The organism is Synechococcus sp. CBW1006, from assembly GCF_015840525.1.
Taxonomy (GTDB): domain Bacteria; phylum Cyanobacteriota; class Cyanobacteriia; order PCC-6307; family Cyanobiaceae; genus CBW1002.
This window is the reverse complement of record NZ_CP060396.1, coordinates 811,233-823,351: the sequence shown is the minus strand read 5'-3', so window position 1 is coordinate 823,351 and position 12,119 is coordinate 811,233. Positions and strand designations below refer to the sequence as shown.

Below are 12,119 nucleotides of genomic sequence, written 5' to 3'. Positions count from 1 at the left end.
TGCCTACCGAAGTGATTATCCCATTGCGCCCCTCAGGCCTCACCGCCCTGCTCGGGGCGGGTCTCCGCCCGCTGCTCCGGCCGCAGCAACGGAAAGGCGATCACGTCGCGGATCGAGGGGCTGTCGGTGAGCAGCATCACCAGCCGGTCGATGCCGATACCAAGACCGCCGGTGGGGGGCATGCCCACCTCGAGGGCCTGCAGGAAATCCTCATCCACACCCTGGGCCTCCAGGTCGCCGGCCGCCTTGCGCTCCTGCTGGGCCTCCAGGCGCTGGCGCTGATCCACCGGGTCGATCAGTTCGCTGAAGGCGTTGGCGGTTTCGCGCCCCACGATGAACAGCTCAAACCGCTCCACCATCCCGGGCTTGCTGCGGTGGGCCCGCGCCAGGGGTGAATTCTCCACCGGGTAATCGAGCACGAAGGTGGGCTGGATCAGGCTCTCCTCCACCCGCTGCTCGAAGGCCTCCACCAGCAGGCGGCCGACGGAATCGGCCAGGGCCGGCGCCACGAGGCCCTGGCTTTCCATGGCGTCGGCGGCCTGCTGCCGCGTGGAGAAGGTGGTGAAGTCGAGCCCGGTGGCGTCCTGCACCAATTCCTGCATGGTGGCGCGACGCCAGGGCGGCGTCAGATCAATCGCGGTGCCCTGGTAGGTGATCGCGGTGGTGCCGCACACCTGCTGACAGACGTGGGCGATCAGCTGCTCGGTGAGCTCCATCATGTCGGTGTAGTCGGCGTAGGCCTGGTAGACCTCCACGGACGTGAACTCGGGGTTGTGGCGGGTGCTCACCCCCTCGTTACGGAAGATGCGGCCCAGCTCATAGACCCGCTCGAAGCCGCCCACCACCAGCCGTTTGAGGTGCAGCTCGGTGGCGATGCGCAGGGTCAGGGGCAGATCGAGGGTGTTGTGGTGGGTCTCGAACGGCCGGGCATCGGCACCGCCGGGCTGGCTCTGCAGCACCGGTGTCTCGATCTCCAGGAAATCCCGCTCATCCAGCCAGCGGCGCATGGCACTCACCGCCAGGGCGCGACGCCGGAAGGTCTCGCGGGTGTGGGGCGACACGATCAGATCGAGGTAGCGCTGCCGGTAGCGCTTCTCCACATCGGCCAGGCCGTGCCACTTGTCCGGCAGCGGCTGCAGACTCTTGCTCAACATCGACCAGCGCTTCACCTTCACCGAGAGCTCGCCCCGGTCGGTGCGGCGCAGGCTGCCCTCCACACCGATCAGGTCACCGGCATCGACCAGGGACGTGAGGTGGGCAAAGGCCTCAGGGTCCTCCGGCAGGGAGGCGGCCAGGGTGGCCTTGTCGATGAAGAGCTGGATCGGGCCGCTCTGATCGGCCAGGGTGAAGAAGGCGAGCTTGCCCATCACCCGACGGGTCATCACCCGACCTGCGATTGCAACGCTGAGGTCACGCTCCTCGCCCTTGGGCAGATCGGCATGGGCGGCCTGGAGCTCAGCGGTGCTGTGGCTGGGCTCGAAACGCAGGGCATAGGGACCCTGGCCCAGCGCAGCGAGGGTCCGGGCTTTCTCCAGGCGGGTCTCGCGCAGCTCCGACAAGGGTCTGACGACTATCTGATGGCGCCCCATCCTGCAGGATCGAAGGTCAGGCGATGACCTGGATCTCTCGGGGTCTGGGTCTTCAGAGGCCTCGATCTTCCGGGTCAGCCAGCAGCCGCCAGGCTGGCGTCACCCATCCGCTGGGAGGCGTATCCGGTGCCCCGCACGGTGAGGATCAGCTCAGGGTTGCGCGGATCGGGCTCCAGCTTGCCCCGCAGCCGGGCCACGTAGACATCCACAACGCGCAGATCGGCGGCGCGGCGCGGCGGGTAGCCCCAGAGCTGCTCGAGGATCTCGGCCCGTGGGACCACTCGGCCAGGCTCGCGGAACAGCAGTTCCAGCAGGCTGAATTCGGTGTAGGTGAGGGCAATGCGCTCGCCGTCGCGGGTCACCTGGCGTCGATTGGTGTCCACCACCAGATCACCCAGGCGCATCACACCGCTGCCCACCGGCACATCGCGGGGTTCACTGCCGGCCGAACCGCGGCCTACCCGGCGCAGGATCGTGGCGATGCGGGCCTCGAGCTCCTTGGGGCTGAAGGGCTTGGGCAGGTAATCGTCGGCCCCCAGATCGAGACCGGCGACCCGCTCGGCGATGGCATCGAGAGCCGAAAGAAAGATGATCGGCACGCAGGATTCCGCCCGGAGCCGGCGGCAGACCGCGAAGCCATCCAGCTTGGGCAGCATCACATCGAGCACCACCAGATCGGGCTGCTCCTGGTGGAACAGGGCCAGGGCCTCCTCGCCGTCCTCGGCGCAGACCACCCGATAGCCGGCGATCTGCAGCCGCATCACCAGCACCCGCCGCACGGCAGCTTCATCGTCCACCACCAGAAGGGTGGCCCTGGGATCCGATGGCATCTCCTGATCGAAACTCCCCCCAGGCAAGCCTTCAGCCTGCTGCGGTCGCTGCTGAGGCTGAAGCTCCACGGGCATGGGCCACGATCAAAGTGAAGAATCGCAACCCTACCTGCTCACTTTCCCCCTCTGCCGCCAACCCAGCCGGCCAGCCCGGTGATTCGGTTGAGGCTTAAGGATTTCTGCGGAACTTCGCCTGGGGGGGATTCGACGGCGTCTCAGGGCCAGCGGGCCTCGGCGTAGCGGTTCCACTCCTGCTCCGCTGCCGCCAGGGCCTGATCGCTGCCCATCTGCCCCAGCATCGCCCGCTGCAGCTGGGTGTAGAGGATCGCCTGGAGCCGCTTGACGCCCGGGCTGGCCGGCACGAGCACCCGCGCCTGGCCCAGCGTTTCGGCGGAGAGCATGCGGGCCTGCCGCACCAGCTGGTCAGGCCGACCCTGGGGCCGCTCCTGCGCCAATGCCGCCTCCAGCTGGTCCAGCGCGCCCGTCGCCGAGGGCAGCACCCGTGCCTGCTCGGCGAAGGCCAGCTGGTTGGTGGCGTCCGTGAGGAACAGGGCGAAGCTGAGGGCCTCCTTCGGCAACCGGCTCTGACGCGGCACCGCCAGGTTCATCACCGCCACATTGGCCTCGCCGCCGGCACCGGTGAGTGGTGGGAACGGGGCCGTGACCGCCGCGATGCCGGGGGCGTTGGTCTGGATGCTGCGCAGGAACTCGGCGCCGCTGGCCACCTGGGCCAGCTCCCCGCTCTGGTAGAGCTCGATCGCCCGGCGGTAGCCCTGGCTCACCACCTCCCGTGGCAGCAGGCCGCGGCGGTAGAGGTCGGTCCAGAAGGCGAAGGCGCGGCGGCCCTCCGGGCTGTTGAAGGCCGCCCGCTGACGTCCGTCCAGCAGGCGCACATCCATCTGCACCAGGGATTCGAGCAACTCAGCTGAGTCGTCCGGCACCACGGTCACGAACAGGGCGTAGCGACCGGTGCGGCGTTTCACCGCCTCGGCGTAGGCCGGCACCTCCTGCCAGCGCAGGGGCGGGCGGCTGTAGCCGGCCTTGGCGAGCAGATCCCGGTTGGCCAGGGTGATCCGGGCCGTCAGATACCAGGGCACGGCGAACTGGCTGGGCGGGCCGCCGGGGCCGGGCAGCTGGCCGGCCTTCCAGACCTTGGGCAGATAGGTCTGGGCCGCATCGGGCGGCAGCAGGGGATCGAGGGGCAGCAGGCCCCCCTTGCTGGCCAGGTTGGCGGCGAAGAGCGGATTGAGGTTCACCACGTCCGGCGCGGTGCGGGCGAACACCGCCGCGAGGAGCTTGCGCTCCACCGAACTCCAGGGCAGGTCGGTCCAGCGCACTCGCACACCTGGATTCCGCTGTTCCCAGGCGGCGATCACCCCACGGATGTAGTCGTTGAAGCGGGGCGCCAGATCCAGGGTCCAGAACTGGATCTCCGGCTCGGGCGGTTGGGCGGGCCTGCAGGCGGCCAGCCCCAGGGCGGCAGCAAGGGCGGCAGCAAGGGCGAGGCTCGCTCCCAGGCTGAGGCGGCGCAGCAGCGCCCGCCGACCCCAGCGCCGGCTTGGGCGCGGCGCCGATGGAGGCATCGGCTCGGGGCGGGGTGCAGCGGGCATCTCGATCAACTCAGCTCCTCAGGGAAGAGGACTGCTGCCGCCAGAGCAGCAGCAACAGCGAACACAGCATGGGGGCCAGCAACGCGGTGATCAGGGTCTGGCTCAGCAGCGTATGCAGCCCGGCCCCCAGCAGGTCGCTCAGATGCCAGCCCGGGGTGGCGAACAGACGGGGATCGACCCCGAGGTCGGCGCCAGCCTCCACCCCGGCGGCGACCTGGGTGGGGGCAGAGTCTCCGGCCAACCCGGAAGTCCGGCCGCCACGCCAGGCCAGCAGGGCGAGCTGAAGCCAGAGGGTGAGATTCAGGGCCAGGCAGCCCAGCAGGGCCAGCAGGCCGAGATTGAAGCTGCGCTCGATCGGCCGGCCGCGGCGACCGATCCGCCCCCACCACCAGCCCAGCAACACAAGGGCAGGTATCTGGGTGAGCGGGCCGGGGTGAAGTCCATCGAGCAGCAGTGCCAGGCCCAGACCCGCCAACGCTCCGGACACCGGACCGTCCACCAGGGCCCAGGGCAACAGCCAGAGCACGGCCCAGCTCGGGGACACGCCCGCGACCTTCACCAGGCTGGGCGACGCGAGACTGAGCCAGGGCACCAGCAGAGCCGTGGCCACACACCAACGCTGTTGATGAAGACGGGCCATCAGGGCGAGCGGGTCAGCACCTGCACCCAGTCCACCGCATCCACCGGGGCGCTGAGCTGCACCACCGCCTCAGGGGCAGGCACCGCCTTGTCGTCGACCGACTGGATCACCCCCACCGTGAGGTTGGGCGGCACCAGGGTGCTGGCGGGGGACGACACCACGACATCGCCGGGGCGAACCTGAGGGTCCTTCTCGAGGAAGCGCAGCACCGGGCGGCTGGTGCCGACCCCGGTGAGCAGCCCGTGGCGCTGGGTGCGGCCCACCCAGACGCCCAGGTGGCTGTGAGGATCGGTGAGCAGGGTGACGTTGGCAGTGGTGGGGGTGACCTGGGTGATGCGGCCGATCAGCCCACCGGGCGCCAGCACCGCATCGCCGGCCTGGAGGCCCGCCAGGGAACCGCGGCCCAGCAGCAGCTGCTGCCACCAGCCCGCCGCTTCGCGGGAGATCACCGGCGCGGTGATGCGCTGCTCAGCGCTTCGCTGGAGATCCAGCAGGCCCCGCAGCCTCCTGTTGTCCTGCTCCAGCTGACCCAGCCGCGCCTGGTCATCCAGTTGCTGAGCCGAACGGAGCCACTCCTCCTGGGCCGTACCGGGCCAGAAGGGGCGGCTGAGCAGGGCATAGAGATCGTTGAGGAAGGCCCCCTTGCTGAACCGGATCGCACCGAGGGCCAGAAACAGCAGCAACCAGGGGGCGGCTTGCTGAATCAGGCGGAGCGAGGGAAGCCGGGGCCAGCGCAGGGCCGGCATCGGCATCAGACCGTGGCGCGGGCGAAGTCAGGGGTGTCGAGCACCCGCTCCAGCCGTTTGTAGTCCTCCAGAACCATGCCGCAGCCATTGACCACACACAGCAGGGGCTCCTCGGCCACGTGGGTGAGGATGCCGGTCTCGTGGCTGATCAGCTCGCTGATGCCCCGCACCAGGGCACCACCGCCGGCCAGCATGATGCCGCGATCGACGATGTCGGCGGCCAGCTCAGGGGGTGTGCGCTCCAGGGTGCGCTTCACCGCCTCGACGATCACGTTGAGCGGCTCGGCCATGGCCTCGCGGATGTCGCCGGCACGCACGTTGATGGTGCGAGGCAGGCCGGAGAGCAGGTGCAGACCCCGCACATCCATGGAAGTTTCGTCGTGCTCGTCGTCGGGGAAGGCGGAGCCGATCCGGATCTTGATGTCTTCAGCGGTGCGCTCGCCCACCACCAGGTTGTGCACCTTCTTGAGGTAGGTGCCGATCGCATCGCTGAGTTCATCGCCGGCCACCCGCACCGACTCGCTCAGCACCGTGCCGCCGAGGCTCAGCACCGCCACTTCGGTGGTGCCACCGCCGATGTCCACCATCATGGTGCCGACGGGCTCGGTCACCGGCAGGCCGGCACCGATCGCGGCCGCCACAGGCTCGTCAATCAGGTGCACTTCCCGGGCACCGGCCAGGCCGGCTTCGCGCACGGCACGGCGCTCCACACCGGTGACGCCACTGGGGATGCCGATCACCAGACGGGGCGCCACGATGCCGCGGCCTTCATTGCCCTTCTGGATGAAGGTCTTGATCATCTGCTCGGCGGCGTCGAAGTCCGCAATCACGCCATCCCGCAGGGGCCTGACGGCACGGATGTTGCCAGGGGTGCGACCCAGCATCATCTTGGCTTCGTTTCCCACGGCCAGGGGCACGTTGCGCTCCAGATCAAGCGCCACCACGGAGGGTTCCTGCAGCACGATGCCCTTGCCGGACACGTACATGAGGGTGTTGGCCGTTCCCAGATCGATGCCGATATCGCGGGAGAACTGGAAACGTCGGAAAAACACGGGCGGGGTCAGGGGCGTCAAAAAATCATAGGTGGGCCGTTTGACGGCCCCCAGCGGGAACCCGCCATGGTCCGATGAGACGGGGGTGGCACTGAACGGAAGCGGAGGCCCCGGAGCCTGACCGAGGGGTGCCGCATCATTGACCCAACACGATCCAGCAGGAGCAGCGCCATGAGCGTCAATTCCATCACCCTCGTCGGCCGGGCAGGCCGCGATCCCGAAGTGCGCTACTTCGAATCCGGCACCGTCGTCGCCAACCTCACCCTGGCGGTGAACCGCCGCAGCCGCGACGATGAACCCGACTGGTTCAACCTCGAGATCTGGGGTAAGCAGGCCCAGGTGGCGGCCGATTACGTCCGCAAGGGATCCCTGCTCGGCATCATCGGCAGCTTCAAGCTCGACCGCTGGACCGACAAGGCCACCGGCGAAGAGCGGAGCAAGCCGGTGGTGCGCGTCGACCGGCTCGAGCTGCTCGGCTCCAAGCGCGATGCCGAGGCCGGTGGCTTCAGTGGTGGCGGCAGCTATGGCGGCGGTGCTCCCAGTGAGGAGGAAGTGCCCTTCTGAACTGAGCTCGAGCGGGGGAGACGATCGTCTCCCCCTGGCCGCCATCAGGCCAGTGCTCAGTAGCGGTAGTGCTCGAGCTTGTAGGGGCCTTCCACCGGCACGTTGATGTAGGCGGCCTGCTCGGCGGTGAGCTCGGTGAGCTTGGCGCCGATCTTCTCGAGGTGGAGGCGAGCCACCATCTCATCGAGATGCTTGGGCAGCACATAGACTTCCTTGCCGTACTGCTCACCCTTGGTGAACAGCTCGATCTGGGCCAGCACCTGGTTGGTGAAGGAGTTACTCATCACGAAGCTGGGGTGGCCGGTGGCGCAGCCCAGATTCACCAGACGGCCCTCGGCCAGCAGGATGATCCTGTTGCCGCTGGGAAGCACGATGTGATCCACCTGGGGCTTGATGTTGTCCCAGGGGTACTGCTTCAGCGAGGCGACATCGATCTCGTTGTCGAAATGGCCGATGTTGCACACGATCGCCTGATCCTTCATCTGAATCAGGTGCTCGTGCCGGATCACCTGGAAGTTGCCGGTGGCCGTCACGAAGATGTCCACATCGCGCACCACGTCGTTGAGCCGCACGACGCGGTAGCCCTCCATCGCCGCCTGCAGGGCGCAGATCGGGTCGATCTCGGCGATCATCACCGTGGCACCGAGGCCCCGCAGCGACTGGGCCGAACCCTTGCCCACATCGCCGTAGCCGAGCACCAGGGCCACCTTGCCGGCCACCATCACATCGGTGGCGCGCTTGATGGAATCCACCAGCGACTCGCGGCAGCCGTAGAGGTTGTCGAACTTGCTCTTGGTGACCGAATCGTTGACGTTGATCGCCGGGAAGGGCAGCTCACCGCTCTTCTGCATCTGGTAGAGGCGGGCCACACCGGTGGTGGTCTCCTCGGTCACGCCCTGGATGTTGGCGTAGATGCGGGAGTAGAAGCCGGGCTGGGCGGCCAGCTTCTGGCGGATGCTGTTGAAGAGGGCCGTCTCCTCTTCGTTGGAAGGGTGATCGAGAACAGAGGGATCCTGTTCGGCCTTGGTGCCGAGCACCACCAGACCGGTGGCGTCACCACCGTCATCGAGGATCATGTTGGGGGTGCCGCCATCGCCCCACTCGAGGATGCGGTGGGTGAAGGCCCAGTACTCATCGAGGGTCTCGCCCTTGTAGGCGAACACCGGCACACCGGAGGCCGCAATGGCGGCGGCGGCGTGATCCTGGGTGGAGAAGATGTTGCAGCTGGCCCAGCGCACCTCGGCGCCAAGGGCCACCAGGGTTTCGATCAGAACGGCCGTCTGGATCGTCATGTGCAGGGATCCCGCGATGCGGGCACCCGCCAGGGGCTGCTCGGCGCCGAACCTGGCGCGCAGAGCCATCAGGCCCGGCATCTCGGTTTCGGCGATCGCGATCTCCTTGCGACCGAAATCGGCCAGGCCGATATCGGCGATCACGTAGGTCGACGTGGACTGCAGCACAGCTGCCGTGGGCGTTGCCACCATGGGTTGTTCTCCTGAAAACAGCTCACTCCCGGCTGGGAGGGCGTGGGTTGGAAATATCTGCGGAGACGCCGAGGCTTCGGGCTCGCGAAGACGCGAATCTACAGGGGTCCTCAAGGCTCTCGAGAGCCCAGGCCCCCTGCCATGCCCGACCCGGTTCTGCTGCGTGATCTGGCCGCCACCCGTGCCCTCGGCCGCGCCCTGGTCCGGCAGCTGGCTGCCCCCGCACCGATCCTGCTGCTGCAGGGGGAGCTGGGGGCCGGCAAGACCTCCCTGGTGCAGGGCCTGGCCGAAGGGCTCGGCATCAGCGAGCCGATCACCAGCCCCAGCTTCGCCCTGGCGCAGCACTACGCCGGCCAGGGGGAAGCCGGTGCCACGGCCCTGGTGCATCTGGATCTCTACCGGCTGGAGCCGCCGGCGGCGGCCGATGAACTCTTTGCCCAGGAGGAGGAGGAGGCCCGCTCCCTGGGGGCCCTGCTGGCGGTGGAATGGCCGGAACGGCTCAGCCAGCTGCCGGCCGAGGCCTGGCGGCTGCAGCTGGAACTGGCTGATCCAGCCGATCCCGAGCAGGGGCGGATCGCCCGGCTGATCGCGCCTTAGGCCCACGCCTCCAGAAAGCGCTGCACCGCCTCGGTTGAGGGCTGCGGGTCGATCGCACCGGCGCCGCCGCACACCAGCGCGCCACAGGCGCTGGCAAAGCGCATCGCTGCCGTGAGGGTGTCAGCCGAGGGGCTGTCGAGCAGGTCGGGCTGAAGGCAGAGGCAATGGAGCAGCCCCGCCAGGAACGCGTCACCGGCACCGGTGCTGTCCACCACCGCCACCCCGTAGGGGGCGAGGCTGCCGGAGACGCCAGCGCAGTGCCAGCGCAGCGGGGCGCCGCCATCGGTGACCACCACCGCCGGGGCCTGGGGCAAGGACGCGGCGATCTCCGCCGGATCGCGGGTCCCGAACAGCCCCTCGGCTTCCTCTGCCGCCAGCTTGAGCAGATCGGCCCGGGCCAGCAGCGGCCGGATCCGCTCCAAGGCACGGGGAGACGGAGGGTCGTCCGCCGCCGCACCCCAGAAGGTGGGCCGCCAGTTCACATCCAGGGCGACCCGCAGGCCGCGGGCCTCCGCCCGCGCCAGGGCGCACCCCAGGGCAGCTGCCGCCAAGGGGCTGGCCAGGGGGATGGTGCCGATCAGCAACCAGGCCGGGCCCGCTGCCGAGCCAGGCTCCACCAGCTGATCCAGGGCCAGCTCGAGCTCGGCCGCCGCGATCGCCTGATCAGCGAAACCCTCGCCCCGATCCCCGGCGAAACCGCCGAAACTGCGTTCACCGGAGAGATCGCGACGCACCAGCACGATGCGGCTGGGCCGCTGCGGATCCCACTGCAGCGCCGCCCGATTCACGCCCCGTTCGGCCAGCAGACTCGCGAAGGCCTCACCGATCGGATCACGGCCCAGCCGGCCCAGAAACGCCACCGGCGTGCCCAGCCGGGCCAGGGCACAGGCCACATTGGCCGGTGCCCCGCCGAGCCGGTCATCACAGTCTGGATCGGTGGCGGGGTCCCCACCCGGCGGCCCCAGCCGATCCACCAGGGCCTCCCCGAAACAGAGCACCTGGGGCAGGGAATCCATCGATCAACGGCACGGCGATCCCTTCAGCGTGCTCCTCCAGCGCGGATCCGTCAGGCGGCGACCAAGCCCAACCGTTCCAGCAGTGCCGCAATGATGCGGGCATTGGCCGCGGGAAAGGGGTAGTCCTTCAGCTCGGCCGGCTGCACCCAGCGCACCTGCTGGGAGGCCAGCGGCTGCGGCTCGCCCCTCAGCCAGCGGCAGAGATGCACCACGAAGCGCAGTCGCTTGTGGCTGTAGGCGTGCTCGAGGGTGATCAGCTCCTCGCCCACCTCCACCGTGATCGCCAGTTCCTCGATCAGTTCGCGGGCAATGGTGGAGGCGATCGCCTCCCCAGGCTCCTGCTTGCCGCCGGGGAATTCCCACAGCCCCCCCAGCAGGCCCTCGTTGAGCCGCTGATCGATCAGCACCCGGCCGGCGGGGTCGAGCACCACCCCCACGCCGATCACCTGGAACGGTAGGGGTCTGGCGGCATCCTTCACGGGGTAGCGGGCGGGGTCGCCGGCAGCGTAGGCAGCACAGTTCCCCTGCCAGGGACAGACGCCGCAGCTCGGTTGACGGGGCGTACAGACGGTGGCGCCGAGATCCATCAGTGCCTGGTTGAACGCCCGGGGCCGCCGCGGATCGAGCAGGGCCTCACTGAGCCGCCAGAACCCGGCCAGCTGCCGCGCCGGTGGCCGCGGACTGGCCAGCAGTCGCGCCAGCACCCGCTTGACATTGCCATCAAGGATCGCGAAGGGCCGATCAAAAGCCGACGACAGGATGCTGCCGGCGGTGCTGCGGCCGATCCCCGGCAGTGCCAACCAGCCCTCGAGCGTGCGGGGGAAGGGGTCGGGCTGAAGCCCGTCACCGCCTTCGTCACGGCCATCACCACTGTCATCGGCGTCAGCGGCCAGCAGCTGCCGTGCGCCCTGGTGCAACCGGCGGGCGCGGGAGTAGTAGCCGAGCCCCTGCCAGAGCAGCAGCACGTCGTGCTCCTCGGCGGCGGCCAGGCCCTCCAGGGTGGGGAACGCCGCCATCCAGCGGTGCCAGTAGGGCAGCACGACGCGCAGCTGCGTCTGCTGCAGCATCACCTCGGCCACCCAAGCGCGCAGGGCACAACCCTCCTCGCCATCGGCCAGCGGCAGGCCCTCGGAGCTGAGCTTCCAGGGAATGGCATGGCGGCCGTGGACCTCCCACCAGGCCAGCAGGGAGCGGCGCAGCTCAACGGCATCGACCTCCACCCACACCGGAGCGCTGGAGGCGTCAGCCGAAGCCACCGGGCCGGGGTCGGGCGATCGAGAGCGACACATTCGCTGGCGGCGCCTGGTCAGCCCTGCCTGGCGCAGCGACAGCCAATCCGGCGGCAGCAGGCTGATTCACCGGCCGGGGCACCGCTGCCACGTTGAAAGCCATGGACCAGCGCTCCCCCTCGCCGCGGAAAGGGGCGACCGAATGGGGCTGCCAGGCCGGAAACACATAGAACTCGCCGGGTACAGGCAGCACGTAGTGGGCCATGCCGGTGCGGAAGCTCTGGATGTGCCACTCCTCCGGACCGTGGAAGCAGAGCTGGCCATCGAAGCGCTCGCCGGTGATCTGGGGAGGAACCTTCAGGAAGAGCACCCCCGAGAAGCTGCCCCCGTGGGTGTGGGTGGGGTTGTAGTCGCCGGCGCGCTGCACGTTCAGCCACACATCGATCATCTGTAGCCCGTAGCGGCCAGGAATCCAGGGTCCGCGGCCCTGGGGCGGCTGCTGTTCCATCACATGGCTGATCCAGCGGTCGCAGGCAGGCAGGATCACATCGGCGCAGAGCCCAGCCACAGCCGGGAAGTGGGGACCCAGCTCGCGCTGCAGGGCCAGTTGACCGGCCAGCTTCACCGAGGCATCGGTGGTGCCGCGCGGATCGGCCAGCACCTGCTCAGCCAACTGCAGCAGGCCGGTGAGCTGGGCATCGGCCAGGTGGCCCTTGAGCAGATAGCGGGGGAAGAGGCTCTGCACCTCCATCGACAGGTCGT

12 protein-coding genes are annotated in these 12,119 nt (G+C 68.9%); 2 read left to right on the top strand and 10 right to left on the bottom strand.

All coding sequences use genetic code 11. The annotated features are described in order from the left end of the window. Positions 1 to 32: 32 nt before the first annotated feature. From lysS to H8F26_RS03870, 6 genes are all read right to left on the bottom strand, one after another. Positions 33 to 1,559, bottom strand: a complete 1,527-nt coding sequence (gene lysS, locus H8F26_RS03895; RefSeq protein ID WP_197157618.1) for a lysine--tRNA ligase — start codon at positions 1,557 to 1,559, stop codon at positions 33 to 35. A gap of 104 nt (positions 1,560 to 1,663) precedes the next feature. Then, positions 1,664 to 2,419: a response regulator transcription factor RpaB gene (rpaB, locus tag H8F26_RS03890; protein WP_197158961.1), complete on the bottom strand. Its 756-nt coding sequence runs from the start codon at positions 2,417 to 2,419 to the stop codon at positions 1,664 to 1,666. Positions 2,420 to 2,634: 215 nt separating this feature from the next. Then, positions 2,635 to 4,029 carry an extracellular solute-binding protein gene (locus H8F26_RS03885; protein WP_231605450.1) on the bottom strand — a complete coding sequence of 465 codons (1,395 nt, stop codon included), beginning with the start codon at positions 4,027 to 4,029 and terminating at the stop codon, positions 2,635 to 2,637. Positions 4,030 to 4,039: 10 nt separating this feature from the next. Further along, positions 4,040 to 4,669, bottom strand: a complete 630-nt coding sequence (locus H8F26_RS03880; RefSeq protein ID WP_197157616.1) for a rod shape-determining protein MreD — start codon at positions 4,667 to 4,669, stop codon at positions 4,040 to 4,042. Beyond that, on the bottom strand, positions 4,669 to 5,415 hold the full coding sequence (mreC, locus tag H8F26_RS03875; RefSeq protein WP_197157615.1) for a rod shape-determining protein MreC: 747 nt from the start codon (positions 5,413 to 5,415) through the stop codon (positions 4,669 to 4,671). Before mreC ends, H8F26_RS03880 begins: the two co-directional genes overlap by 1 nt. Before the next feature lie 5 nt (positions 5,416 to 5,420). Further along, positions 5,421 to 6,467 (bottom strand): rod shape-determining protein, encoded by a 1,047-nt coding sequence (locus tag H8F26_RS03870; protein ID WP_197157613.1) that lies wholly within the window; start codon positions 6,465 to 6,467, stop codon positions 5,421 to 5,423. Positions 6,468 to 6,638: 171 nt separating this feature from the next. On the opposite strand from H8F26_RS03870, the gene H8F26_RS03865 reads away from it, so the two are divergent. Further along, positions 6,639 to 7,031: a single-stranded DNA-binding protein gene (locus H8F26_RS03865; protein ID WP_197157611.1), complete on the top strand. Its 393-nt coding sequence runs from the start codon at positions 6,639 to 6,641 to the stop codon at positions 7,029 to 7,031. 56 nt (positions 7,032 to 7,087) lie between these two features. On the opposite strand, the gene ahcY is transcribed toward H8F26_RS03865, so the two are convergent. Continuing rightward, complete coding sequence (ahcY, locus tag H8F26_RS03860; RefSeq protein ID WP_197157609.1) at positions 7,088 to 8,515, bottom strand: adenosylhomocysteinase; 1,428 nt, start codon at positions 8,513 to 8,515, stop codon at positions 7,088 to 7,090. Between the two features lie 141 nt (positions 8,516 to 8,656). Between ahcY and tsaE the strand changes: the two genes are divergently transcribed. Next, positions 8,657 to 9,112 carry a tRNA (adenosine(37)-N6)-threonylcarbamoyltransferase complex ATPase subunit type 1 TsaE gene (gene tsaE / locus H8F26_RS03855; RefSeq protein WP_197157607.1) on the top strand — a complete coding sequence of 152 codons (456 nt, stop codon included), beginning with the start codon at positions 8,657 to 8,659 and terminating at the stop codon, positions 9,110 to 9,112. Here tsaE and H8F26_RS03850 read toward each other — a convergent pair. From H8F26_RS03850 to H8F26_RS03840, 3 genes are read right to left on the bottom strand one after another with little or no spacing between them, the layout of a single operon-like run. Continuing rightward, positions 9,109 to 10,128: a carbohydrate kinase gene (locus H8F26_RS03850; protein ID WP_197157605.1), complete on the bottom strand. Its 1,020-nt coding sequence runs from the start codon at positions 10,126 to 10,128 to the stop codon at positions 9,109 to 9,111. The two genes, tsaE and H8F26_RS03850, sit on opposite strands and share 4 nt — an antisense overlap. 50 nt (positions 10,129 to 10,178) lie before the next feature. Further along, the gene (gene mutT / locus H8F26_RS03845) at positions 10,179 to 11,384 is read right to left on the bottom strand and encodes an 8-oxo-dGTP diphosphatase MutT (protein ID WP_231605449.1); all 1,206 of its coding nucleotides are present in this window, start codon (positions 11,382 to 11,384) and stop codon (positions 10,179 to 10,181) included. Continuing rightward, positions 11,371 to 12,108 carry a putative 2OG-Fe(II) oxygenase gene (locus tag H8F26_RS03840; protein ID WP_197158959.1) on the bottom strand — a complete coding sequence of 246 codons (738 nt, stop codon included), beginning with the start codon at positions 12,106 to 12,108 and terminating at the stop codon, positions 11,371 to 11,373. The genes mutT and H8F26_RS03840 overlap by 14 nt, the downstream gene beginning before the upstream one ends. Positions 12,109 to 12,119 lie beyond the last annotated feature (11 nt).